The 25,999-nt window shown below is 56.9% G+C and carries 19 protein-coding genes; 9 read left to right on the top strand and 10 right to left on the bottom strand.

Going from position 1 to position 25,999, the window contains the following annotated elements; all coding sequences use genetic code 11:
- Positions 1–91: 91 nt before the first annotated feature.
- On the bottom strand, positions 92–1,459 hold the full coding sequence (gene degQ, locus GXP72_RS20415; RefSeq protein WP_208763300.1) for a serine endoprotease DegQ: 1,368 nt from the start codon (positions 1,457–1,459) through the stop codon (positions 92–94).
- 171 nt (positions 1,460–1,630) lie between these two features.
- Positions 1,631–2,029, bottom strand: a complete 399-nt coding sequence (gene zapG / locus GXP72_RS20410; RefSeq protein WP_008502832.1) for a Z-ring associated protein ZapG — start codon at positions 2,027–2,029, stop codon at positions 1,631–1,633.
- A 189-nt stretch (positions 2,030–2,218) separates the two neighbouring features.
- Here zapG and zapE point away from each other — a divergent pair, with 189 nt between their 5' ends.
- The 5 genes from zapE (at position 2,219) to sspB (ending at position 5,978) form a co-directional block, all read left to right on the top strand.
- Complete coding sequence (zapE, locus tag GXP72_RS20405; RefSeq protein ID WP_208763299.1) at positions 2,219–3,343, top strand: cell division protein ZapE; 1,125 nt, start codon at positions 2,219–2,221, stop codon at positions 3,341–3,343.
- Between the two features lie 348 nt (positions 3,344–3,691).
- Positions 3,692–4,120, top strand: a complete 429-nt coding sequence (gene rplM, locus GXP72_RS20400) for a 50S ribosomal protein L13 (RefSeq protein ID WP_006178824.1) — start codon at positions 3,692–3,694, stop codon at positions 4,118–4,120.
- Between the two features lie 15 nt (positions 4,121–4,135).
- Positions 4,136–4,528 (top strand): 30S ribosomal protein S9, encoded by a 393-nt coding sequence (gene rpsI / locus GXP72_RS20395; RefSeq protein WP_003860436.1) that lies wholly within the window; start codon positions 4,136–4,138, stop codon positions 4,526–4,528.
- Positions 4,529–4,836: 308 nt separating this feature from the next.
- A complete protein-coding gene (gene sspA, locus GXP72_RS20390) occupies positions 4,837–5,475 on the top strand; it encodes a stringent starvation protein SspA (protein ID WP_023333624.1) in 639 nt (212 codons plus the stop codon).
- A gap of 5 nt (positions 5,476–5,480) precedes the next feature.
- Positions 5,481–5,978 (top strand): ClpXP protease specificity-enhancing factor, encoded by a 498-nt coding sequence (sspB, locus tag GXP72_RS20385; protein ID WP_024906337.1) that lies wholly within the window; start codon positions 5,481–5,483, stop codon positions 5,976–5,978.
- A 29-nt stretch (positions 5,979–6,007) separates the two neighbouring features.
- Here the strand turns inward: sspB and gltD are convergent, their stop codons facing one another.
- Positions 6,008–7,426, bottom strand: coding sequence for a glutamate synthase subunit GltD (gene gltD, locus GXP72_RS20380; RefSeq protein WP_023309377.1), 1,419 nt, complete (start codon positions 7,424–7,426; stop codon positions 6,008–6,010).
- Positions 7,427–7,435: 9 nt separating this feature from the next.
- Complete coding sequence (gene gltB / locus GXP72_RS20375; protein ID WP_032650412.1) at positions 7,436–11,896, bottom strand: glutamate synthase large subunit; 4,461 nt, start codon at positions 11,894–11,896, stop codon at positions 7,436–7,438.
- A 687-nt stretch (positions 11,897–12,583) separates the two neighbouring features.
- Here gltB and GXP72_RS20370 point away from each other — a divergent pair.
- Entirely contained in the window at positions 12,584–13,525 is a 942-nt protein-coding gene (locus GXP72_RS20370; RefSeq protein ID WP_139210906.1) for a TIGR01212 family radical SAM protein, read from the top strand.
- Here the strand turns inward: GXP72_RS20370 and GXP72_RS20365 are convergent.
- Positions 13,505–15,007, bottom strand: coding sequence for a helicase HerA-like C-terminal domain-containing protein (locus tag GXP72_RS20365; RefSeq protein ID WP_023309371.1), 1,503 nt, complete (start codon positions 15,005–15,007; stop codon positions 13,505–13,507). The two genes, GXP72_RS20370 and GXP72_RS20365, sit on opposite strands and share 21 nt — an antisense overlap.
- A 137-nt stretch (positions 15,008–15,144) precedes the next feature.
- On the opposite strand from GXP72_RS20365, the gene GXP72_RS20360 reads away from it, so the two are divergent.
- Positions 15,145–16,779, top strand: a complete 1,635-nt coding sequence (locus GXP72_RS20360; RefSeq protein WP_090418881.1) for a dihydroxyacetone kinase subunit DhaK — start codon at positions 15,145–15,147, stop codon at positions 16,777–16,779.
- A 49-nt stretch (positions 16,780–16,828) separates the two neighbouring features.
- On the opposite strand, the gene GXP72_RS20355 is transcribed toward GXP72_RS20360, so the two are convergent.
- The 5 genes from GXP72_RS20355 to pepA form a co-directional block, all read right to left on the bottom strand.
- The gene (locus GXP72_RS20355) at positions 16,829–17,848 is read right to left on the bottom strand and encodes an NAD(P)-dependent alcohol dehydrogenase (RefSeq protein ID WP_032650403.1); all 1,020 of its coding nucleotides are present in this window, start codon (positions 17,846–17,848) and stop codon (positions 16,829–16,831) included.
- Positions 17,849–17,931: 83 nt separating this feature from the next.
- On the bottom strand, positions 17,932–18,435 hold the full coding sequence (locus tag GXP72_RS20350; protein WP_024906342.1) for a GNAT family N-acetyltransferase: 504 nt from the start codon (positions 18,433–18,435) through the stop codon (positions 17,932–17,934).
- Between the two features lie 123 nt (positions 18,436–18,558).
- The gene (locus tag GXP72_RS20345; protein ID WP_032650401.1) at positions 18,559–21,414 is read right to left on the bottom strand and encodes a valine--tRNA ligase; all 2,856 of its coding nucleotides are present in this window, start codon (positions 21,412–21,414) and stop codon (positions 18,559–18,561) included.
- On the bottom strand, positions 21,414–21,857 hold the full coding sequence (gene holC, locus GXP72_RS20340; RefSeq protein ID WP_008502815.1) for a DNA polymerase III subunit chi: 444 nt from the start codon (positions 21,855–21,857) through the stop codon (positions 21,414–21,416). The genes GXP72_RS20345 and holC overlap by 1 nt, the downstream gene beginning before the upstream one ends.
- 118 nt (positions 21,858–21,975) lie before the next feature.
- Positions 21,976–23,487, bottom strand: coding sequence for a leucyl aminopeptidase (gene pepA, locus GXP72_RS20335; protein ID WP_024906344.1), 1,512 nt, complete (start codon positions 23,485–23,487; stop codon positions 21,976–21,978).
- Positions 23,488–23,753: 266 nt separating this feature from the next.
- On the opposite strand from pepA, the gene lptF reads away from it, so the two are divergent.
- Both lptF and lptG read left to right on the top strand, forming a co-directional pair.
- On the top strand, positions 23,754–24,854 hold the full coding sequence (gene lptF / locus GXP72_RS20330; protein ID WP_024906345.1) for an LPS export ABC transporter permease LptF: 1,101 nt from the start codon (positions 23,754–23,756) through the stop codon (positions 24,852–24,854).
- Positions 24,854–25,936, top strand: a complete 1,083-nt coding sequence (gene lptG / locus GXP72_RS20325) for an LPS export ABC transporter permease LptG (protein WP_208763298.1) — start codon at positions 24,854–24,856, stop codon at positions 25,934–25,936. The genes lptF and lptG overlap by 1 nt, the downstream gene beginning before the upstream one ends.
- Positions 25,937–25,999: the final 63 nt, after the last annotated feature.

Below are 25,999 nucleotides of genomic sequence, written 5' to 3'. Positions count from 1 at the left end.
GATGCGCGTGTCGTTAAAAAAGGAACGATTTGCAGCATAACATGAGTTATCCGGACATCACACGCAGCGGTGATGTCCGGGTCACAAATGCTTAGCGCAACAGTATATAGATGGACTCATTGCCACGCATGACCTGCAGGGCAATAACCGCCGGTTTACTTTCCAGCAACTTGCGCAGTTCGGCAATGGACTGCACGCGATTGCGGTTTACGCTAATGATCACGTCATCCTGATGCAATCCGGCCTGTGCGGCAGGGCTGCTCTTCTCGACGGTGTCGATGCGAATGCCTTTCGTACCGTCTTTCAGCTGCCCATCGCTCAACGTAGCCCCTTGCAGGGCCGGGGCGATAAGCTCCGCACTGGCAGAGGAAGAGGTGCTCTTATCCAGCGTGACTTCAACGTCCAGCGGCTTACCGTCACGTATCAGGCCCAGCTTCACTTTGGCACCGGGTTCGGTGGTGGCAATCCGCGAGCGCAGTTCGGCAAAGCTGCTCAGCGGCTTGTCGTTCAGGCTGACGATCACATCACCCGATTTCACGCCCGCTTTTGCCGAGCCGGAGTTTGGCAGCACTTCACTGACAAACGCCCCGCGCTGTACGTTGATGTTGAACGCTTTTGCAATATCCGCGCTCATCTCCATACCTTTAATACCCAGCAGCCCGCGTTTGACTTCGCCAAACTGAATGAGCTGTTGAGAGAGGGTTTTGGCCATATTGCTGGGGATAGCAAAACCGATCCCGATGCTGCCGCCGCCCGGGGCCAGAATCGCCGTGTTAATCCCTATTAGCTCGCCGTTAAGGTTGAGCAATGCCCCGCCGGAGTTCCCACGGTTGATGGAGGCATCGGTCTGGATAAAGTTTTCCAGCCCTTCCAGATTGAGGCCGCTGCGTCCCAGCGCGGAGACGATCCCGGAAGTCGCGGTCTGCCCTAAACCAAAGGGGTTGCCCACGGCGACGGCAAAATCGCCGACGCGCAGTTTGTCGGAGTCCGCGATGGCAATCTGGGTCAGGTTGCTCGGGTTTTGCACCTGCAACAGCGCGATGTCGCTCTGGTCATCTCCGCCGATCAGTTTGGCATCGAATTCGCGGCCATCGTTCAGCTGGACGCTGATTTTATCGGCCTGGCTGATGACATGGTTGTTGGTCAGAATATAGCCTTTTGCCGCATCAATAATGACGCCAGAGCCCAGGCCTTCAAAAGGCTGCGCCTGCTGGTCGGGAGACTCATCGCCAAAATATTTTTTCAGTTCTTCAGGGACGCGTTGGTTTTGTACTGCGGTACCTTCAACCTGAACGCTGACGACCGCAGGCAACACTTTTTCCAGCATGGGTGCGAGGCTTGGAATGGCCGCCTGGCCAGGCACCTGGGTGGGGATGGCGGCGAATACAGGGACGGACGCCGAGAGAGATAACCCGACACTTAACGCGATAGCGCTCAACAGCTGGTTTTTTTTCTTCATCGATGTTGACTCTCGTAACCTGGAATAAAGGAAAAACGGCCCCAAAAACACTTTGATGTTATTGAATTTTAAACCGCTGAACAATGAGGTGTTTAACTAAATGATAGCTGGGGTCATCAAGAAAGGACGGGCGCAATCGCTGCGCCCGTAAAATAAATTCAGGTTGTGCGATTAATCGCGTTTTACACCGCCGCGCAGCAGGCCGGACGCGCCATCGGAATAGTCGCGAGGCATCTGAACGGGCGCCTGATCGTTACCGGCTTCAGAGTCAGCCAGACGGTTGCGGAACGGGTTGGTTTCCGCGGTCATTTCCGGCAGCAGGCTGCTGGAGCTTTTGGCCATATGTTGATACAGCTGACGATAGTCGGTCGCCATGTTGTCCAGCAGCTCGGCGCTACGGGCAAAATGGCTGACCAGCTCTTCACGATACTCTTCCAGCTCGGCTTTGTTCTTTTCCAGTTCGTACTGCAGTGACTGCTGCTGACGCAATTTGCGATTACCGAAACGCATGGCCACAGCACCGATAACGATGCCGACGACTAAACCGATTAGCGCATATTCCCAGGTCATGAACTTCTCCCGTTGTCTTGTTGTTCCGTAGGGTGTTGGCTCGGCTCCTGCCTGTGCCTGATAATGCCACTATAACCGCTATTTCCGTAGAAGTGGAATCCTGACGTATCATCGCGTAGTGTAGAACGGCCTTTTTTTCATCAGTCGCGTCTGCTGGTGAGCGTTAATTGAAGGAATAACAATAAGATTATGCAAAACCTGTCCCCTGCATCGCGATATCAACTGGCCCTAAACGAGGGCACTCATCAGCCGGATGACGTTCAACGTGAGGCGGTAAACCGTCTGGAGATGATTTATCAGGAGCTCACGGCAAAACCCGCTGAAGTCGAACAGAACGGTGGCCTAAAGGCGGCGTTTGGGCGGTTGCTCGGTAAAAAAGCGCCGCAGGCTCATGCGCCGGTGCGCGGTTTATATATGTGGGGCGGGGTCGGTCGCGGAAAAACCTGGCTGATGGACCTGTTCTATCTGAGCCTGCCGGGCGCACGCAAACAGCGCCTGCACTTCCATCGTTTTATGCTGCGGGTGCATGAAGAGCTGACCGCACTGCAGGGTAAAAGCGATCCGCTGGAGATTGTGGCCGACAGGTTCAAGGCGGAAACCGACGTGCTCTGCTTCGATGAGTTTTTTGTGTCTGACATCACCGATGCCATGCTGTTAGGTGGCCTGATGAAAGCGCTATTTGCCCGCGGAATCACGCTGGTGGCCACGTCGAATATCCCGCCGGATGAGCTCTATCGTAACGGCCTGCAGCGGGCACGCTTCCTGCCTGCCATCGACGCCCTCAAGCAGCACTGCGACATCATGAACGTCGATGCCGGTGTCGATTATCGTCTGCGAACCCTGACACAGGCGCACCTCTGGCTTTCGCCGTTAAATGCAGAGACCACCCGCGAGATGGATAAGCTTTGGCTGGCGCTGGCGGGGGCAAAACGCGATCACGCCCCGGAACTCGAGATTAACCATCGCCCGCTGCCCACCCTTGGCGTCGAAAACCAAACGCTGGCGGTCTCCTTTACGACGCTCTGCGTGGATGCCCGCAGCCAGCACGACTACATTGCGCTTTCGCGTCTGTTCCACACCGTGATGGTGCTGGATGTACCGGTGATGACGCGGCTGATGGAGAGCGAAGCACGGCGCTTCATTGCGCTGGTGGACGAGTTTTATGAGCGCCACGTCAAGCTGGTGGTCAGCGCCGAGGTACCTTTATATGAGATTTACCAGGGCGAGCGGCTGAAGTTTGAATTCCAGCGCTGCCTGTCGCGCCTGCAGGAGATGCAGAGCGAGGAATACCTGAAGCTGGAGCATATGCCGTAACAAACGTCACCCTCTCCCTGTGGGAGAGGGACTGGGGGGAGGGCACCAGACGTTAATAAATGCCACCCTCTCCCTGTGGGAGAGGGGCCGGGGGTGAGGGCACCAGACCGTACAATACTTAACCCCGAAAAACCCATTCCAAATCACATTTAAGGGTCGATCTTTGACCTCAACTTCTCTATAATCTTGCGACCCCACGTTACGAGAAGGTTTTTTTCCCGAAACTTTCTATGTGTCGGCATTAGCTATTCGAAGGGGTAGGTTTGCCGGACTTTGTCGTGTGAACCTCAACTGACTAAACGTTTGGGTGTTCACCAACGTGTAACTTATTATTTGGGTAAGCTTTTAATGAAAACTTTTACAGCTAAACCAGAAACCGTACAGCGCGACTGGTATGTTGTTGACGCGACCGGTAAAACTCTGGGCCGTCTGGCTACTGAACTGGCTCGTCGCCTGCGCGGTAAGCACAAAGCGGAATACACTCCGCACGTTGATACCGGTGATTACATCATCGTTCTGAACGCTGATAAAGTTGCTGTAACCGGCAACAAGCGTACTGACAAAGTGTACTATCACCACACCGGCCACATCGGTGGTATCAAAGAAGCGACCTTTGAAGAGATGATTGCTCGCCGTCCTGAGCGTGTGATTGAAATCGCGGTTAAAGGCATGCTGCCAAAAGGCCCGCTGGGTCGTGCTATGTTCCGTAAACTGAAAGTTTACGCAGGCAACGAGCACAACCACGCGGCACAGCAACCGCAAGTTCTTGACATCTAATCGGGATTATAGGCAATGGCTGAAAATCAATACTACGGCACTGGTCGCCGCAAAAGTTCCGCAGCTCGCGTTTTCATCAAACCGGGCAGTGGTAAAATCGTAATCAACCAGCGTTCTCTGGAACAATACTTCGGTCGCGAAACTGCCCGCATGGTAGTTCGCCAGCCGCTGGAACTGGTTGACATGGTAGAAAAACTGGATCTGTACATCACCGTTAAAGGTGGTGGTATCTCCGGTCAGGCAGGTGCGATCCGTCACGGTATCACCCGCGCTCTGATGGAGTACGACGAATCCCTGCGTTCTGAACTGCGTAAAGCTGGCTTCGTTACTCGTGACGCGCGTCAGGTTGAACGTAAGAAAGTGGGTCTGCGTAAAGCACGTCGTCGTCCACAGTTCTCCAAACGTTAATCCATTCTGCTTACGCAGAACGATTGGCGAAAAACCCGCTTCGGCGGGTTTTTTTATGGATAATGCGCAGGTTATCCACAATCTCCATGCATATATCTTCTCTTTTTCCACATTTCCAGAATCCCCTCACCACAAAGCCATCAAAATCTGGTAAACTATCATCCAATTTTCTGCCCAAATATCGGTGAATACTCGATTTTTGTTCGTTTCTTGAACAATGTGTTTTCTCTGGGATGGGCGATACAACATCTGGCTGGCCCCTGTTGGGCTGGTAGCAGTAAAAATTCTGAATATACCTGGAGGTTTTCATGGCTGTCGCTGCCAACAAACGTTCGGTAATGACGCTGTTTTCTGGTCCTACTGACATTTATAGCCATCAGGTTCGTATCGTGCTGGCCGAGAAGGGTGTCAGTTTTGAGATCGAGCATGTGGAAAAGGATAACCCGCCTCAGGATCTGATCGATCTCAACCCGAGCCAAAGCGTACCGACGCTGGTGGATCGCGAGCTGACCCTGTGGGAATCCCGTATCATTATGGAATATCTGGATGAGCGTTTCCCGCATCCGCCACTGATGCCTGTTTACCCTGTCGCGCGTGGTGAAAGCCGCCTGTACATGCAGCGTATTGAAAAAGACTGGTACTCGCTGATGAACGTTATCGTCAGCGGTTCCGCTTCTGAAGCTGACGCTGCACGTAAGCAGCTGCGTGAAGAGCTGCTGGCAATCGCGCCTGTGTTTGGTCAGAAACCGTTCTTCCTGAGCGATGAGTTCAGCCTGGTGGACTGCTACCTGGCACCGCTGCTGTGGCGTCTGCCAACCCTGGGCGTAGAGTTCAGCGGTCCTGGCGCGAAAGAGCTGAAAGGCTATATGACTCGCGTATTTGAACGCGACTCTTTCCTGGCATCTTTAACTGAACCGGAACGTGAAATGCGTCTCGGCCGAGGCTAATGACTGTGGAAATGTCACAACTTACCCCACGCCGTCCGTATCTGCTGCGCGCCTTCTATGAATGGCTGCTGGATAACCAGCTCACGCCGCACCTGGTTGTGGATGTGACGTTGCCGGGCGTGCTGGTTCCAATGGAATACGCGCGTGACGGACAGATCGTACTGAACATTGCGCCGCGTGCGGTGGGTAACCTGGAGCTGGCAAACGATGAAGTGCGCTTCAACGCGCGTTTCGGCGGCGTGCCGCGTCAGGTTTCCGTACCTCTGGCAGCCGTGCTGGCTATCTACGCGCGTGAAAACGGTGCGGGTACCATGTTCGAGCCGGAAGCGGCGTATGATGAAGATGTTGCCAGCCTGAATGATGACAACGCATCCGATGAGCGCGAAAGCGACACGGTGATGTCACTTATTGATGGCGATAAACCCGATCATCACGACGACAATGACCCTGATGACGATCCGCCTCCGCGCGGTGGTCGTCCGGCTCTTCGCGTCGTGAAATAAAAAAACAGGCCCAATCGGGCCTGTTGTTTTTACACTTCCAGGTAGTTCAGTATACCGTCAGCCGCCTTGCGGCCTTCGGCAATCGCCGTTACCACCAGGTCAGAACCGCGAACGATATCGCCACCGGCGAAGATTTTCGGGTTGCTGGTCTGGAATGCGTTATCGCTGCCTTCTGGCGCAATCACGCGGCCCTGTGAATCCAGTTCGACGCTGTGTTTCGCCAGCCACTCCATGCTGTGAGGACGGAAACCGAACGCCATCACCACGGCATCGGCCGGGATCACGTGTTCAGAACCGGCGACGATTTCCGCACGACGACGGCCTTTCGCATCCGGTGCCCCCATCTCCGTGCGCGCCATCTTCACGCCGCTCACTTTACCGTTGGCATTCACTTCAATACCCAGAGGCTGGATGTTGAACTGGAACTCCACGCCCTCTTCACGCGCGTTTTTCACTTCGCGTTTAGAACCCGGCATGTTCTCTTCGTCACGACGGTAGGCGCAGATCACGTGTGCCGCATTCTGACGAATGGAGGTACGCACGCAGTCCATCGCGGTATCACCGCCGCCCAGCACCACCACGCGTTTGCCTTCCATGCTGACGAATGGCTCATCCGCCGTTTCACCATAGCCCATAATCTGCTTGGTGTTGGCAATCAGGAACGGCAGCGCGTCGTACACGCCCGGCGCGTCTTCGTTCTCCAGACCGCCGCGCATGGACTGATAGGTGCCCACGCCCAGGAACACGGCGTCGTAATCCTTCAGCAGGTCGTCGAGCTGCACGTCGCGGCCCACTTCCACGTTAAGTTTGAACTCAATGCCCATGCCGGTGAAGATTTCACGGCGACGGGTCATGACCTCTTTTTCCAGCTTGAAGGCCGGGATACCGAAGGTCAGCAGGCCGCCGATCTCCGGATGACGGTCAAAGACCACCGCCTTCACGCCGTTGCGGGTCAGCACGTCCGCACAGGCCAGGCCCGCCGGGCCCGCACCGATGATCGCCACGCGCTTGTCGGTTTGCTTCACGCCGGTCATATCCGGACGCCAGCCCATCTCGAACGCTTTATCGTTGATATAGCGCTCGATGTTGCCGATGGTCACCGCGCCGAACTCGTCGTTCAGCGTACAGGAACCTTCGCACAGACGGTCCTGAGGACACACGCGGCCGCACACTTCCGGCAGGGTGTTGGTCTGGTGAGACAGCTCGGCGGCTTCAAAAATACGTCCTTCGTTGGCCAGCTTCAGCCAGTTCGGGATGTAGTTATGTACCGGGCATTTCCATTCGCAGTAAGGGTTACCGCAGGACAGGCAGCGGTCTGCCTGCGCTTTGGCCTGGCCCTCTGAAAACGGCTCGTAGATTTCAACAAATTCAATTTTGCGGATCTTCAGCGGTTTCTTTGGCGGATCAACACGCTGCAGGTCGATAAACTGGTATACGTTCTGGCTCATCTGAATTCCTTACTGCGCCTGCACGCGCAGCTCTGCTGCGCTACGACTACGGTGACCCAACAGGGCTTTAACATCGCTGGACTTCGGCTTAACCAGCGCGAATTTCGCAGAGAACGCTGGCCAGTTCGCCAGGATCTCTTCGCCGCGCGAAGAACCGGTATGCTGCACGTGTTCGGTGATCAAACCGCGCAGATGTTCTTCGTGGATAGCCAGCGTATCAACGTCCAGCACTTCCACCAGCTCCGGGTTCACGCGTTTGCGGAACTCACCGTCTTCATCCAGGACGTAGGCAAAACCACCCGTCATGCCCGCGCCAAAGTTCACGCCGGTTTTACCCAGAACGCAAACAATCCCGCCCGTCATGTATTCACAACCGTTATCGCCAATGCCTTCCACCACGGTGATGGCACCGGAGTTACGCACCGCAAAACGCTCGCCCGCACGGCCTGCTGCGAACAGACGACCGCCGGTCGCGCCGTACAGGCAGGTGTTACCGATGATGCTGGCTTCATGGCTGCGGAAAGCTGAGCCGACCGGAGGACGCACCGCCAGCAGACCGCCCGCCATGCCTTTGCCGACGTAGTCGTTGGCATCGCCGGTCAGGTAAAGCTCAACGCCGCCTGCGTTCCACACGCCGAAGCTCTGACCCGCAGTACCGCTGAAGTGCGCGGTAATCGGATCCGCCGCCAGCCCCTGGTCACCGTGCGTTTGCGCGATATAACCGGAAAGGGAGGCGCCCACGGAGCGGTCGGTGTTGCGGATATCAAACCAGAACGTTTTGCTCTGCTTGTCGTCCACGTACGGCTTCGCCTGCTGCAGCAGCTGTGCGTTCAGCACGCCGTTATCGAACGGCGGGTTGTTCTCGGTGCAGTAGACCGCTTTGCCAGGGTGCGGCTGCGCGGTTTCCAGCAGCTTAGACAGCTCCAGCTTCTGCTGCTTCGCCGTGAAGCCTTCCAGCTCTTTCAGCAGGTCGGTACGACCAATCAGATCCACCAGACGTTTAACGCCCAGCTGCGCCATCAGCTCGCGGGTTTCGCGGGCGATGAAGTCAAAGTAGTTGGTTACTTTGAACGGCAGACCGTGATAGTGATTCTTACGCAGCTTCTCGTCCTGGGTTGCCACGCCGGTTGCGCAGTTGTTCAGGTGGCAAATACGCAGGTATTTACAGCCAAGCGCAACCATTGGGCCGGTACCGAAGCCGAAGCTTTCCGCGCCGAGGATCGCCGCCTTGATGATGTCGAGGCCGGTTTTCAGACCACCGTCCACCTGCAGGCGGATCTTATGACGCAGACCGTTAGCCACCAGCGCCTGCTGGGTTTCCACCAGGCCAAGCTCCCACGGACAGCCCGCATATTTCACGGAGGAGAGCGGGCTTGCACCGGTACCGCCGTCGTAGCCGGCGATGGTGATGAGGTCCGCATAGGCTTTCGCCACGCCGGTGGCGATGGTGCCGACCCCCGGTTCGGAAACCAGCTTCACGGAGATCATCGCCTTCGGGTTGACCTGCTTCAGGTCGAAAATCAGCTGCGCTAAGTCCTCGATAGAGTAGATATCGTGGTGCGGCGGCGGGGAGATCAGCGTCACGCCCGGTACCGAGTAGCGCAGTTTGGCGATGTACGGGGTAACTTTATCACCCGGCAGCTGGCCGCCTTCGCCCGGTTTCGCACCCTGAGCGACTTTAATCTGAATCACGTCGGCGTTGACCAGGTACGCTGGCGTTACGCCAAAGCGACCGGATGCCACCTGCTTGATACGGGACACCTTGTTGGTGCCGTAACGGGCCGGATCTTCACCGCCTTCGCCGGAGTTAGAGTTGCCGCCGATACTGTTCATGGCTTCCGCCAGCGCTTCGTGGGCTTCCGGGCTCAGCGCGCCGATGGACATCGCCGCGGTGTCGAAGCGTTTGAACAGTTCGGATGCCGGTTCAACGTCGTCAATGCTGACCGCTTCATCACCCGGATTCAGGGCAATGAGGTCGCGCAGCGTTGCCGCCGGACGGTTGTTCACCAGCTCAGCGTACTGCTGATAATCACGGTATTCGCCGCTCTGAACCGCCTGCTGCAGCGTGCGTACCACGTCCGGGTTGTAGGCGTGGTATTCGCCGCCGTGAACGTATTTCAGCAGACCGCCCTGATCCAGCGGCTTACGTGCCAGCCAGGCGCGTTTGGACAGGTTCACCAGATCCTGCTGGAAGTCAGCAAAACCGGCGCCGCCGATGCGGCTGACCACGCCCTGGAAGCAGAGGTTGGCGACCTCGTCATGCAGGCCGACCGCTTCAAACAGCTTCGAGCAGCGGTAGGAGGCAATGGTCGAGATGCCCATTTTGGACATGATCTTGTACAGACCTTTGTTGATGCCGTTACGGTAGTTCAGCATCACCGCGCGGTAATCTTTGTCGATCGCGCGGGTATCCACCAGACGGGCCAGCGTTTCGTAGGCCAGGTACGGGTAGATCGCCGTCGCACCGAAGCCTAACAGCACGGCAAAGTGGTGCGGATCGCGCGCGCTTGCGGTTTCCACAATGATGTTGGCGTCGCATCGCAGGCTCTTATCGACCAGACGCGTCTGGATAGCGCCCACCGCCATCGGGGCCGGTACCGGCAGACGGTTTTTCGCGATGTTGCGGTCGGACAGCACCAGCAGCACGGTACCGTTACGCACCATCTGTTCGGCTTTGTCACACAGCGCATTCACCGTCTCTTCGAGGCTCGCTTCGTTCACGTCGAAGGTAATGTCGAGCGTGTCGGCGCGGTAGTGCTCCTCTTTCATGGTGGTGAGCTGTTTGAAATCGGAGTACAGCAGGATCGGCGATTTAAAGGTCAGACGGTGTGCCTGGCCTTCGGCCTCGCAGAAGACGTTCATCTCGCGACCGATGCTGGTGGCCAGCGACATCACGTGCGCTTCACGCAGCGGGTCGATCGGCGGGTTGGTGACCTGCGCGAACTGCTGACGGAAGTAATCGTAAATGATGCGCGGCTGGCTGGAGAGCACGGCAAACGGGGTATCGTCACCCATCGAGCCGACCGCTTCCTGGCCGTTCTCACCGAGCACGCGGATGACGGAGTCCAGCTCTTCTGCGCTGTAGTTAAACTGCTTCTGGTAGCTTGCGAGGGTATCGTCGTCCAGCTCGCGGCTGCCCACTTCTTCGTCCGACAGATCTTCGAACGGCACCAGACGACGCACGTTCTTCTCCATCCACTCTTTGTACGGATGGCGGCTTTTCAGATCGTTGTCGGTTTCGGCGGAGTGCAGGATGCGCCCACCGCGGGTGTCGATTACCATCAGCTCGCCCGGACCGACGCGGCCTTTCTCGACCACTTCGTCAGGCTGGTAATCCCAGATACCGACTTCAGAGGCGCAGGTGATGAGCTTGTCTTTGGTGATGACGTAGCGCGCCGGACGCAGACCGTTACGGTCCAGGTTACAGGCGGCAAAACGGCCGTCGGACATGACGATGCCCGCCGGGCCGTCCCACGGCTCCATGTGCATGGAGTTAAAGTCGAAGAACGCGCGCAGCTCAGGATCCATATCCGGGTTGTTCTGCCAGGCCGGCGGCACGAGCAGACGCATAGCACGCACGATGTCCATCCCGCCCGCCAGCAGCAGTTCCAGCATGTTATCCATCGAGCTGGAGTCAGAGCCGGTTTCGTTCACGAACGGTGCGGCATCGTGCAGATCGGGGATCAGTGGCGTCTGGAACTTATAGGTACGGGCGCGGGCCCACTGGCGGTTACCGGTGATGGTGTTGATCTCGCCGTTGTGCGCCAGGTAGCGGAACGGCTGAGCCAGCGGCCAGCGTGGAACGGTGTTGGTGGAGAAGCGCTGGTGGAACAGGCAAATGGCCGATTCCAGACGCAGGTCCGCCAGGTCCAGGTAGAAGCGCGGCAGGTCAGCCGGCATACACAGACCTTTATAAATGTTCACCAGGTTAGAGAGGCTACAGACGTAGAACTCTTTATCGTCCTGGAGACGTTTTTCAATACGGCGGCGGGCAATAAACAGACGGCGTTCCATATCACGCGGACGCCAGCCCGCAGGCGCGTTGACGAAAATCTGTTCAATACGAGGCAGCGAGGAGAGGGCGATTTCACCGAGTACCCCTTCGTTGGTTGGCACATTGCGCCAGCCGACAATCGACAGGGTTTCACGCTGAAGTTCTTCTTCGACGATGCGGCGTGAGGCGGCAGCCTTTTCAGGATCCTGATTCAGGAACAGCATGCCGACAGCGTAGTTTTTGGCTAAACGCCAGCCGCGCTCTTCCGCCACGATGCGGAAGAAACGATCCGGTTTTTGCAGCAGCAGGCCGCAACCGTCGCCGGTTTTACCATCGGCAAGGATGGCGCCACGGTGCTGCATACGGGCCAGTGCGTGAATAGCAGTACGCACTACCTTGTGGCTAGGTTCGCCTTCTATGTGGGCGATCAGGCCGAAACCACAGTTATCCTTCTCAAGGGATTTATCGTACAACATATCAGTGAACCTCCCCAGGCTCGTCGGGCTTCCCACTGAACTTTACCGTGGCGCACAGGCACAGAAAGAGCATGGCGACGGGGTTTGCGTTTCATACGCGGACCTCGCATTCGCCCTCTTTTTCATCCTTTCGCGCAGGTAAACAAGTTTGAGGACTTGCTTCAGAGGGAATCTCAATTACTGCATAAATATGATGAGCAGGCCGCTCATCCAGAAAGCTTCCAGCGGATTTCCAACTTATCGGGAATTGGTACACAGGTCAAATGGCATTCTTATTTATACAAAAATGTGCTAAAGAGAGTTTATCTAATTGTAATTAAACGATATTTAACTATATTTACATTGATTGTATGCCCTGACAGGACGTAGCGGAGTGTGATCTGACTCACTATATGTAAGCGGTATTATCAATGTAGCGTGCTGAATAGCGGTTTTATAGCAGAATAATAATCTGGCATTGTCTTCAAACCCGCATAAAGTTACTGTTTTTCAGTGGCGGCGCTATAAATGAAAAAAACAATCAGAACATAAGGAAAAGTAATCACGAGTGGCGTGAATGAAATTGCAGTAATCCTGAGTATTTATTCATATAGATAAAGGCCGTCCAGGGCGATTGATCCAGGTCATCGCCGACAGAGGCTAAAAGTGGCAGGCTTGTCCCCTTTCTTCGGGACGGTCTATCAGATTATGCAGTTACAGAAATTAGTCAATATGTTTGGTGGGGATCTTTTGCAGCGGTACGGGCAAAAGGTTCACAAGCTGACGCTGCACGGCGGGTTTAGCTGCCCGAATCGTGATGGCACCATCGGGCGCGGCGGCTGCACCTTCTGTAACGTTGCGTCCTTTGCTGACGAAGCCCAGCAGCATAAATCTATCGCGGAACAGCTTGCCCATCAGGCCAGCCTGGTGAACCGCGCGAAGCAATATCTGGCCTATTTCCAGGCCTACACCAGCACGTGGGCGGAGGTGCAGGTGCTGCGCTCTATGTATCAGCAGGCCGTCAGCCAGGCTAACATCGTTGGGCTGTGCGTGGGCACGCGCCCGGACTGCGTGCCGGACGCGGTGCTGGACCTGCTCAGCGAGTACAAAGAACAAGGCTACGAGATCTGGCTGGAGCTGGGCCTGCAAACCGCGCACGACAAAACCCTGCACCGTATTAACCGTGGCCATGATTTCGCCTGCTACCAGCGCACCACGCGCCTGGCCCGCGAGCGCGGGCTGAAGGTCTGTTCGCACCTGATTGTTGGGTTACCCGGTGAAGGTCAACCGCATGGTCTTGAAACGCTGGAAAAGGTGGTTGAGACCGGCGTGGACGGCATTAAGCTGCACCCGCTGCATATCGTTACGGGAAGCATTATGGCGAAAGCCTGGGAAGCGGGGCGGTTAAGCGGTATTGCGCTTGAGGACTATTCAGTGACGGCGGGGGAGATGATTCGCCACACGCCGCCGGAAATTGTCTACCACCGTATTTCGGCCAGCGCCCGCCGTCCAACGCTTCTGGCACCGCTATGGTGTGAGAACCGCTGGACGGGGATGGTGGAAATCGACCGCTATCTGCAGGAGAACGGTGTACAGGGTTCGGCGCTGGGCCGCCCGTGGATTCCCCGTCTACCGGCGACGGCCGCCTAACAGACTCCCCAGCATGCCGCGCACGATCTGATTGGTGACCTGTCGCGCCGCGCTTTTCGCCATGGTCTGTACCACGCCGTCGCGCTTGCCGCCACGCGGCCCGGTGCTGCCGAACAGGATGTCTTTGAGCCCTCCGAGAATACCGTCATCCACGGCGACAGACTGTCCTTTAGCGGCGGGCGCATCCTGCGATTCGGTGGTCGCCTGTACCCCTTTTTGCAGCATCTCAAAAGCGGACTCGCGATCCACCTCGTCTTCGTACTTCCCGTAAACCGGAGAGTGGTTAATCAGGCCGTTACGTTCATCGTCGGTAACCGGCCCCATGCGCGAGCAGGGGGCAATCACCATGGCGCGTTCCACCACGGACGGGCTGCCCTTCGCATCCAGGAAAGAGATCAGCGCTTCACCAGTGCCTAACGCCTGAATCGCCGCTTCAGTATCAAAGGCAGGATTGGCGCGCATGGTTTGCGCGGCGGCTTTCACCGCTTTCTGATCTTTCGGCGTAAAGGCGCGCAGGGCGTGCTGCACGCGGTTACCGAGCTGACCGAGCACGTTATCCGGGATATCCGACGGGTTTTGCGAGACAAACCAGACGCCGACGCCTTTGGAGCGGATCAGGCGAATGACCTGTTCAATTTTATCCAGCAATACCTGCGGCGCGTCGTTAAACAGCAGATGCGCCTCGTCAAAGAAGAACACCAGCTTCGGTTTTTCCAGATCGCCCGCTTCCGGTAGCTGTTCATACAGTTCGGAGAGCATCCACAGTAGGCTGGCGGCGTAGAGCTTTGGCATCTGGTAGAGTTTTTCCGAACTCAGAATGTTGATGATGCCTTTGCCGCTGCTGTCGGTGCGCATCCAGTCTTTGATATCCAGCATTGGCTCGCCAAAGAAGTGTTCGGCACCCTGTTGCTCCAGGGTCAGTAGCCCACGCTGAATGGCGCCCACCGAGGCGCTGCTGATGTTGCCGTACTGGTTCTGGAAGGATTTAGCGTTATCGCCGATGTATTGGGTAATGGCGCGCAGATCTTTAAAATCAAGCAGCAACAGCCCCTGATCGTCGGCAATGCGGAAGATAATATTCAGCACGCCGGACTGCACGTCATTGAGGTTAAGCAGACGGGCCAGCAGCAGCGGGCCGAGATCGGAGACGGTGGCGCGCACCGGATGGCCTTTCTCACCAAAGATATCCCACACCACTACCGGATTGTTATGCGGCGTCCAGTCCGTGATGCCTATATTCTTCAGCCGTTCGAGCAGTTTTTCAGAGGCCGTCCCTTCCTGAGCGACACCGGTTAAATCGCCTTTCACGTCAGCCATAAAGACCGGCACGCCAATCTCCGAAAGCGACTCCGCCAGCTTTTGCAGGGTGACGGTTTTCCCCGTCCCGGTCGCGCCGGTGATCAAACCGTGGCGGTTCGCCATCGCGGGCAGTAAATACAGCTCTTTTTCCAGCGTCCGGGCAATTAACAATGGTGTACTCATGATGCGCTTCCTCTCTTAGTCCTGGGTGGAGTATAGGCAACCTGATAGCAATTTGGTTGAGTAAATTCCTGACTTTGCGGCGCATTATCCAGCGCGGACTATGCTTTTGCATACGGTTCACAAAATAGTGGGAAACTATGTCCAGATTCTTCTTTAACGATCGCAAACAGCTGGTCAACGATGCCATTGAAGGCATACTGCTTTCTGCGCCACATGCCAATCTCGTCAAGCTTGATATCGATCCGGCCATCAGGATCGTCGCACGCGGCGACTGGGACAAAAGCCGCGTGGCAGTGATCTCCGGCGGAGGCTCAGGCCACGAACCCGCACACGCCGGGTTTGTCGGCAAAGGGATGCTGACGGCGGCGGTATGTGGCGATCTGTTTGCCTCGCCGAGCGTGGATGCGGTGCTGAATGCCATTGTGGCGGTCACGGGCGATCGCGGCTGTCTGCTGATCGTCAAAAACTACACCGGCGATCGCCTGAACTTTGGTCTGGCGGCAGAAAAGGCCAAACGCTACGGTCTTAAGGTGGAGATGGTGATCGTGGCGGACGATATCGCGCTGCCGGACAACAAGCAGCCGCGCGGTATTGCCGGTACGGCACTGGTGCATAAGATTGCGGGCTATGCGGCGGAACAGGGGAAATCGTTGAGCGAGGTGCGGGAGATTGCGCAACAGGCCTGCGACAACCTCTGGAGCCTGGGCGTGGCGATGCAAACCTGTAACCTGCCGGGCAGCGACGATGAAGAGGGGCGCATTAAGCAAGGCCACGTCGAGCTGGGTCTGGGCATTCACGGCGAGCCCGGCGCTTCCGTCGTAGATACGCAGAACAGCAAAGCGATTATCGACACGCTGGTGACGCCGCTACGCGCGCAGGCGGGAGAGGGGCGCTTTGCGGTATTGATTAACAATCTTGGCGGCGTATCGGCGCTGGAGATGGCGCTGCTGACCAAAGAGCTGGCGCATTCGGCGCTGAAAGAGGAGATCGCGTATCTGATAGGCCCCGCGCCGCTGGTGAGCGCGCTGGACATGAAGGGCTTTTCGCTCACGCTGCTGAAGCTCAACGATTTCTTCGAAAAGGCGATTCACGCCGAGGTTGAAACGCTGGGCTGGCAGAAGCCCGTGGCGTTTGCGCCGCTGCGCACCGTGGCGCATAGCGCCATTCATGACCGTGTGGAGTATACCCCCTCTGACAATCCGCAGGTGCGTGCATTTGTCTCCTCCGTGTCGACAACGCTGATCCAGCTGGAAAACCGCCTGAACGCGCTGGATGCCAAAGTGGGCGACGGTGATACCGGCTCCACCTTTGCGCAAGGGGCGCGGGATATTGCGCAGCGTCTGGAGCAGAACACGCTCCCGCTTAATGACGTGCCTAAGCTGCTGCTGCTGGTTGGCGAGCGGCTTGCAACGGTGATGGGCGGATCGAGCGGCGTATTGATGTCGATCTTCTTTACGGCGGCCGGACAAAAGCTGCATGACGGACACGCCCTGCCGGATGCGCTGTTGAGCGGACTGGCGCAGATGAAGCAGTACGGCGGAGCGGATCTTGGCGATCGCACGCTGATCGATGCGCTGCAACCGGCGCTGGAGGCGTTACAGAAAGGCAATATTCAGGCGGCAGCGCAGGCCGCGCTGCAGGGCGCAGAAGCAACGTCGAAAATGGCGAAAGCCGGCGCGGGACGCTCGTCGTATGTCAATAAAGAGAACCTGGATGGGGTGATGGATCCGGGAGCGGTCGCGGTAGCGGAAGTATTTAACGAATTGGCGTAGCAGTGAAAGTAGGCCGGGTAAGGCGAAGCCGCCACCCGGCAAACTCACATCAGAAATCCGCTTTCAACACCACGCGGTAGCGGGCTTTGCCGTCACGCACGTGCTGGATTGCTTCGTTGATTTTCGACATCGGATAGAGTTCGGTGGTCGGGGCCACTTTGGTGCGTCCGGCAAACTTCATCAGCTTGCGCAACTCAAACGGCGTACCGGTCGCGGAGCCTGACACGCTGCGATCGCCGCCGATCAGGGTAAACGCCGGAACCGGCAGCGGCTTCATCACGGCACCTACGGTATGGAAGTTACCGCCATAGGCCAGCGCTTCAAAGTACGGCTGCCAGTTGAGATCGACGTTAACGGTGTTGATGATCAGGTCAAACTGACCCGCCAGCGCGTTCAGTGCTTCAGGATCGCGGCTGTTCACGACTTTATCCGCACCCATCGCCAGCACTTCTTTCTCTTTCGCCGGGTTCGAGCTGAACGCCGTGACTTCGCAGCCCATCGCGTGCAGCAGCTTGATGGCGATATGCCCAAGGCCACCAATACCGATGACGCCCACGCGGCTGGTGGCGGTGATATGGTGCATCAGCAGGGGTTTGAAGACGGTGATACCGCCGCACAGCAGCGGACCGGCGGATTCGATATCAATGCTGTCCGGCAGCGGGATGACCCATTGCCAGTCGGCGCGCAGCTTGTCGGCGAAACCGCCTTTGTTCAGAATGGTGGGAACGGCGCCTTCGAGGCAGTTGATCTGATTACCGCTGATACAGGCATCGCAGTGACCACAGCTGCGCGCTGTCCAGCCAATGCCTACGCGCTGGCCCACTTTCAGCCCTTTGTCCTGCGCGGCGCTACCGAGCGCCACGACGCGGCCAATGACCTCGTGCCCGGCAATCAGTGGATAGCTTGAAAAGCCCCATTCGTTGTCGATCATCGAGAGATCCGAGTGGCAGATCCCGCAGTAATCAACCTGTACTTCGACGTCTTCTGCTTTTAGTTCGCCCGCGTCGTACTCGTACAGCTCAAGTTCTGCACCCGCCTGCGGTGCGGCGTAGCTTTTTATCTTTGACATCGTGTTTCCCCCGTTGTGGTGTGAACTGAGAGTGTAGAGTATTCAGTTCAGCGCCGCTTAACAGAAGGGGGCAGCAAAGATATTTACAGACTTTTCAGCATCCTGACTTCGCAATCAACATGGCCGGTACAGCCCAGCGGCGCATCGATATGCTCAAAGCCCAGATGTTCATACAGGCCGATGGCCTCTTTGAGGAAGGCGGTCGTTTCCAGGTAGCACCGGGTAAAGCCCTGCTTGCGCGCGTGGTCCAGCGCCATCAGCGCCAGCTTTTTTGCCAGTCCTTGTCCGCGCGCCGCTGGCAGGAAATACATTTTCTGCAGCTCGCAGATGTCCGGCTCGCTGCAGCTGAGGGGCGCCACGCCGCCACCGCCCACCACCTGGCCATTCTGCTCGATTACCCAGTAGGCATGCCCTGGCTGGCTGTAGAGCTGGAAAAGCGCGTCCAGGTTCGGGTCCGCAACCGTGTAGCCTTTGTCAGCCGTCAGGCCATATTCGGCAGAAACGGTGCGAATAACGGCGGCGATAGCCGGGTTATCCTGCTCAGTGATCCGACGCATCGTCGTCGCGACGGGGGTAATCACGCTCATAGCATTACTCATTACAAAAATTGACACATAACTGCTGTTAATAGCACCGCAGAAGGGGGAGTGCAAGCGAGGAGTTTTCAGGAAGGTTACCCCTTACGCCCTGAAGCGTAAGGGGTAAAAGCATTACAGCGCGGCGATAACCGCCTGCTGCTCAATCAGCTTGGTCTTCGCATCGGCGAAGGCAACCAGACGCTCACGCTCTTTCGCGATGACCGCTTCCGGCGCGCGGGCGACAAAGCCTTCGTTCGCCAGCTTGCCTTCGATTTTGCCAATTTCCACGTCGACTTTCGCCACTTCTTTCGCCAGACGAGCCAGCTCAGCGTCTTTGTCGATCAGACCTGCCATTGGGATCAGCAGCTCGGCGCCGTCGATGATTTTGGTCACGGAAACCGGACCTTTGTCATCCGCAGGCAGCACGGTGATGCTTTCCAGACGCGCCATGGTCTTCAGGAAAGTGTTGTTCTCGGTGACGCGACGAACAGCCGCTTCGCTGCAGCCGCGCAGCAGCAATTCCAGCGGTTTGCCCGGGGCGATGTTCATTTCAGCACGAATGTTACGCACCGCCACGATCGCCTGTTTCAGCCACTCGGTATCCGCGGACGCCGCTTCATCAACCTTAGCCGCATCGAATTCCGGGAACGGCTGCAGCATGATGGTGTCAGCGTTGATGCCTGCAATCACCTTCACGCGCTGCCAGATGGTTTCGGTGATAAATGGAATGACCGGATGCGCCAGGCGCAGCAGACCTTCCAGAACGGTAATCAGCGTGTTGCGCGTGCCGCGCAGTTCCGCCTCAGTACCGCCGTTCATCACCGGCTTCGCCAGCTCCAGATACCAGTCGCAGAACTGGTTCCAGGTGAATTCATACAGGATGCCCGCCGCGATATCGAAGCGGTAGCTGTCCAGCGCCTCGCGGAACGCTTTCACCGTCTGGTTGAATTCCGCCAGGATCCAGCGGTCCGCCAGAGACAGGGTCATTTCTCCGCCGTTGAAGCCGCAATCCTGATCTTCGGTGTTCATCAGCACGAAGCGGCTGGCGTTCCACAGCTTGTTACAGAAGTTACGGTAACCTTCCAGACGCTTCATGTCCCAGTTGATGTCACGGCCGGTAGAGGCCAGTGCCGCCAGGGTGAAGCGCAGGGCGTCGGTACCGTGAGACTCGATCCCGTTCGGGAACTGCTTCTCGGTGCGCTTGCGGATTTTCTCCGCCAGCTGCGGCTGCATCATGTTACCGGTACGTTTTTCCAGCAGCTCTTCCAGAGAGATACCGTCAACCATGTCCAGCGGGTCAATCACGTTACCCTTGGACTTGGACATCTTCTGGCCTTCGTCGTCGCGGATCAGACCAGTCATGTAGACGGTATGGAACGGAACCTGCGGCTTGCCGTCTTCGTCTTTGATGAAGTGCATGGTCATCATGATCATGCGGGCAATCCAGAAGAAGATAATGTCGAAGCCGGACACCATCACGCTGGTCGGGTGGAACTGACGCAGCGCGTCGGTGTTTTCTGGCCAGCCGAGGGTGGAGAAGGTCCACAGCGCGGAGGAGAACCAGGTATCCAGCACGTCTTCGTCCTGACGCAGGGCAACGTCCGCGCTCAGGTTGTTTTCCTGACGCACTTCGTCTTCGGTGCGGCCAACGTAGACGTTGCCGTCGTTGTCGTACCATGCCGGGATACGGTGACCCCACCACAGCTGACGGGAGATACACCAGTCCTGAATATCGCGCATCCAGGAGAAGTACATGTTTTCGTACTGCTTCGGCACGAACTGAATGCTGCCGTTCTCAACCGCTTCAACAGCCGGTTTCGCCAGCACGTCGGCACGCACGTACCACTGGTCGGTCAGCATTGGCTCGATCACCACGCCGCCACGGTCGCCGTACGGCACGGTCAGATCATGAGGTTTGATCTCTTCCAGCAGGCCGAGTGCGTCGACGGCAGCCACGATCGCTTTACGCGCGGCAAAGCGTTCCAGCTTCTGGAACTCCGCCGGGATGTCGCTGGAGTAAACGTCAGACTCTTCGCCTTTGGTGTCATACACTTCTGCGCTTTCACGGATATCACCGTCAAAGGTCAGGATGTTGATCATTGGCAGGGCGTGACGACGACCGACTTCATAGTCGTTAAAGTCGTGCGCAGGGGTGATTTTTACGCAGCCGGTGCCTTTTTCCATGTCGGCGTGTTCGTCGCCCACAATCGGAATACGGCGGTTTACCAGCGGCAGCACCACGAATTTGCCGATCAGATCTTTATAACGTGGATCTTCCGGGTTAACGGCCACGCCGGTATCGCCCAGCAGGGTTTCCGGACGGGTGGTTGCGACCACCAGGTAATCTTTACCGTCGGCGGTTTTTGCGCCATCGGCCAGCGGATAGCGGATGTGCCACATGGAGCCTTTAGACTCGCGGTTTTCCACTTCCAGGTCAGAGATGGCGGTGCGCAGTTTCGGATCCCAGTTTACCAGGCGCTTGCCACGGTAAATCAGATCTTCTTTATACAGGCGCACGAAGACTTCTTTCACGGCGTTGGACAGGCCTTCGTCCATGGTGAAGCGCTCGCGCTCCCAGTCCACGGAGTTGCCGAGACGGCGCATCTGACGGGTAATGGTGCCGCCGGATTCCGCTTTCCACTGCCAGATTTTGTCGATGAACGCGTCGCGACCGTAGTCGTGGCGGGTTTTTCCTTCTTCAGCGGCAATTTTACGCTCAACCACCATCTGGGTCGCGATACCCGCGTGGTCAGTCCCCGCCTGCCACAAGGTGTTTTTACCCTGCATGCGCTGGTAGCGGATCATGGTGTCCATGATGGTCTGCTGGAAAGCATGACCCATATGCAAACTGCCGGTGACGTTCGGCGGCGGGATCATGATGCAGAAGGACTCTTTGCTTTCGTCGCCGTTAGGCTTGAAATAGCCCTGCTGTTCCCAGTGCTCGTAAAGCGGCTGTTCGATATCGCGTGGGTTATATGTCTTTTCCATTATTTCCAGGTTGCCGTATTCAGGTTAAAACCAGCCAGGCGGTACGCTTTATAGCGTTCGCGCGCCAGTTGTTTCAAAGATTCTTCGTAAGGGACAAAGTCTACCACTTCTGTGAAAGCGGTGGCAAAATCTGCAAAATCTATCCGCAGGCTAATCAGAATATCGCGCGCGCTGCTGTTGCGCTTTTGCGGCCAGGCAATTTCAACCGGTGCTCCACCGCGCGGGCCTTCGCCCGACAGGTTATGCGGGACAAAACTCTCCGGCGGACGCGCCCACAGCGCCTCATCAAGGCGAATGGCCTGCTGTTCATCTTCACAGGCAATCAGAACGCGTTTACCTGCGCGCCAACGTTCTGCGGCAATTTCACACACCAGCTGTTCGACGGCGCTGAGGCCATCCTGATGGGTGTCGTTGTCCAGAAGGTAGAACGTTGCATTCTTCATATATGGGGCTTCTTGTCGTGGATTTAAATGCAAAGCCGGGTGGCGCTACGCTTACCCGGCCTACGGTTGAGTGACGCTGTAGGCCGGGTAAGGCGAAGCCGCCACCCGGCGTTTTACATCACTCGTCGCCGTTAAAACCCGCACGATTGAGCAGGAACTGCGACAGCAGCGCCACTGGACGACCGGTTGCGCCTTTGGCTTTGCCGGAGCGCCATGCGGTGCCCGCGATATCCAGGTGCGCCCAGTTGTACTTGCGGGTGAAGCGTGCCAGGAAGCAGCCCGCGGTGATCGCCCCGCCAGGACGTCCACCGATGTTTGCCATATCCGCGAAGTTAGACTCCAGCTGCTCCTGATATTCGTCACCCAACGGCAGACGCCATGCGCGGTCACCGGCCTGTTCCGAGGCGCCGATAAGCTCGTGCGCCAGCGGATTGTGGTTCGACATCAGGCCGGTGATGTGGTGACCCAGCGCAATCACGCAGGCACCGGTGAGGGTGGCGACGTCAATTACCGCTTCAGGCTCGAAGCGCTCAACGTAGGTCAGCACGTCACACAGCACCAGACGGCCTTCGGCGTCGGTGTTCAGCACTTCAACGGTCTGGCCGGACATGGTGGTCAGCACGTCACCCGGACGATAAGCACGCCCGCCAGGCATGTTTTCGCAGCCCGCCAGTACGCCGATAACGTTAATCGGCAGCTGAAGTTCAGCGACCATGCGCATCACGCCGTAAACCGCCGCCGCGCCGCACATATCGTATTTCATCTCGTCCATGCCTTCGGCAGGCTTGATGGAGATACCGCCGGAATCGAAGGTCAGGCCTTTACCGACCAGCACGACAGGGCGCGCGTCTTCGGCCGGGTTGCCCTTGTACTCGATGACGGACATCAGGGATTCATTCTGCGAGCCGTTACCGACCGCCAGGTAAGAGTGCATCCCGAGCTCTTTCATCTGCTGTTCGCCGATGACGCGGGTAATGACGTTTTTGCTGTAGGCGTCGGCCAGCTGACGCGCCTGAGAGGCCAGGTACGCCGCGTTACAGATGTTAGGCGGCATGTTGCCGAGATCTTTGGCCGCTTTAATGCCGGCTGCGATCGCCAGACCGTGCTGGATCGCGCGTTCGCCGCTGGTCAGTTCGCGACGGGTTGGCACGTTAAAGACCATTTTACGCAGCGGACGACGCGGCTCGCTTTTATTGGTCTTCAACTGATCGAAGCTGTAGAGGCTCTCTTTTGCCGTTTCGACCGCCTGACGCACTTTCCAGTAGGTGTTACGCCCTTTGACGTGCAATTCAGTCAGGAAGCAGACAGCTTCCATTGAGCCGGTATCATTCAGCGTATTGATTGTTTTCTGAATCACCTGCTTATACTGACGTTCATCCAGCTCGCGTTCTTTGCCGCAGCCAATCAGCAGAATACGCTCTGACAGTACGTTCGGAACATGGTGCAGTAACAGCGTCTGCCCAGGTTTGCCTTCCAGTTCGCCACGGCGCAGCAGGGCGCTAATATAGCCGTCACTGATTTTATCGAGTTGCTCGGCGATCGGGGAGAGTCGGCGTGGTTCAAAGACGCCCACAACGATGCAGGCACTCCGCTGTTTCTCCGGGCTACCGCTTTTTACACTGAACTCCATGCACTACGCTCCTGAATCTTAAAGACAACGGCGGCTGCTACGGATAGAATTGAAACCTTTCGTAACTCATGTCCGCTGTTGTGGTGACTTCGTGTTAATCTTACGTTACTACGGTTTCGACACGTCAGAAAAAGTCCTGAAGCGTGAATCCGCTGGATGTTTTAATCTTAGCGATGATTTCGACGACTCAAGAGAATAAATGACGTTTAAGCCATGAAACAAGCGAAATTCCTGCAAAGAGACGGGTTTTTACGGGCGTATTTAAAGTGATAATCATAAGATATCTGGTGCGGGAGACGCTCAAAAGCCAACTGGCGATCCTCTTCATCCTGCTGCTGATTTTTTTCTGTCAGAAGCTGGTTAAGATCCTCGGTGCGGCCGTTGACGGCGAAATTCCAACAAATCTGGTGCTTTCCCTGCTTGGTTTAGGGATCCCGGAAATGGCGCAGCTCATCCTGCCGCTAAGTCTTTTCCTTGGCCTGCTCATGACGCTTGGGAAACTCTACACCGAGAGTGAAATCACGGTGATGCATGCCTGTGGCCTGAGCAAAGCGGTACTGGTGAAAGCGGCCATGATACTGGCGCTGTTCACGGGTATTGTTGCCGCGGTGAATGTGATGTGGGCGGGCCCCATGTCTTCCCGTCATCAGGACGAAGTGCTGGCCGAAGCGAAAGCCAACCCCGGCATGGCGGCGTTAGCCCAGGGGCAGTTCCAGCAGGCGACCGACGGCAACTCCGTGCTGTTTATTGAGAGCGTTGACGGCAGTAAATTCAACGACGTCTTCCTGGCGCAGTTACGTCCCAAAGGTAACGCGCGTCCTTCCGTGGTGGTTGCAGATTCCGGTCAGCTTGCTCAGCGCAAAGATGGTTCTCAGATCGTGACGCTGAATAAAGGCACCCGTTTCGAAGGCACCGCGATGCTGCGCGACTTCCGTATCACGGATTTCCAGAACTATCAGGCCATTATCGGCCATCAGGCGGTGGCGCTCGATCCAACGGATACCGAGCAAATGGACATGCGGACCCTCTGGAATACCGATACCGACAGAGCGCGCGCTGAGTTCCACTGGCGTATTACGCTCGTCTTCACCGTGTTTATGATGGCGCTGATTGTCGTTCCGCTGAGCGTGGTGAACCCTCGCCAGGGACGCGTGCTCTCTATGCTGCCGGCGATGCTGCTTTACCTGATCTATTTCCTGCTGCAAACCTCGATTCGTTCTAACGGCGCGAAGGGTAAGCTGGACCCTATGGTCTGGACATGGTTCGTCAACAGCCTGTACATCTTACTGGCGCTAGGGTTAAACCTGTGGGATACGGTGCCTGTGCGCCGCATACGTGCCCGATTCTCGCGTAAAGGAGCCATCTAATGCAGGCGTTTGGCGTTCTTGATCGCTATATCGGTAAAACCATTTTTACCACCATCATGATGACCTTGTTCATGCTGGTGTCGCTCTCCGGCATTATCAAATTTGTCGATCAGCTGAAAAAAGCCGGGCAGGGGAGCTATGACGCGATGGGCGCGGGGATGTATACCCTGCTCAGTGTGCCGAAAGATGTGCAGATCTTCTTCCCGATGGCGGCCCTGCTGGGCGCGCTGCTGGGGCTGGGAATGCTGGCGCAGCGTAGTGAGCTGGTCGTTATGCAGGCCTCAGGCTTTACCCGCTTGCAGGTTGCGCTGTCGGTAATGAAAACCGCGATCCCACTGGTGCTGTTGACCATGGCGATCGGCGAGTGGGTCGCGCCGCAGGGCGAACAGATGGCGCGTAACTACCGTGCGCAGGCAATGTACGGTGGCTCACTGCTCTCGACTCAACAAGGTTTATGGGCGAAAGACGGTAAAAACTTCGTCTACATCGAGCGGGTAAAGGGGAATGACGAACTGGGTGGGGTGAGCATCTACGCTTTCGATGACAAGCGCCGTCTGGAGTCCGTTCGCCACGCCTCTTCGGCGAAATTTGACGCCGAACATAAGCAGTGGCGGTTGTCCCAGGTTGATGAATCTAACCTGACCGATCCGAAACAGATTACGGGTTCTCAGACGGTAACCGGGACGTGGAAGACCAACCTGACGCCCGATAAGCTCGGGGTCGTGGCGCTGGATCCAGACGCGCTCTCCATCAGCGGTTTACACAACTATGTGAAATACCTGAAGTCGAGCGGGCAGGATGCGGGACGTTATCAGCTCAACATGTGGAGCAAAATCTTCCAGCCGATGTCCGTGGCGGTGATGATGCTGATGGCGCTGTCGTTTATCTTCGGCCCGTTACGCAGCGTGCCGATGGGCGTGCGCGTCGTGACCGGTATCAGTTTCGGCTTTGTGTTCTACGTGCTCGACCAGATCTTCGGTCCGCTGACGCTGGTTTATGGCATTCCGCCGATAATTGGTGCGCTGCTGCCAAGCGCCAGTTTCCTCCTGATCAGCCTCTGGCTGTTGTTGAAACGCTCCTGATTGACCTCTCCTCGCTTCCGGTTCACCGGGAGCGAGGCTAATCTCCTGTTTCACCCCGCACTT

The sequence above is a fragment of the Enterobacter sp. SES19 genome (genome assembly GCF_011765665.1).
Classification (GTDB): Bacteria; Pseudomonadota; Gammaproteobacteria; order Enterobacterales; family Enterobacteriaceae; genus Enterobacter; species Enterobacter pseudoroggenkampii.
Note: the sequence above shows the minus strand (reverse complement) of the source record. Positions and strands in the feature narration are given on the sequence as shown.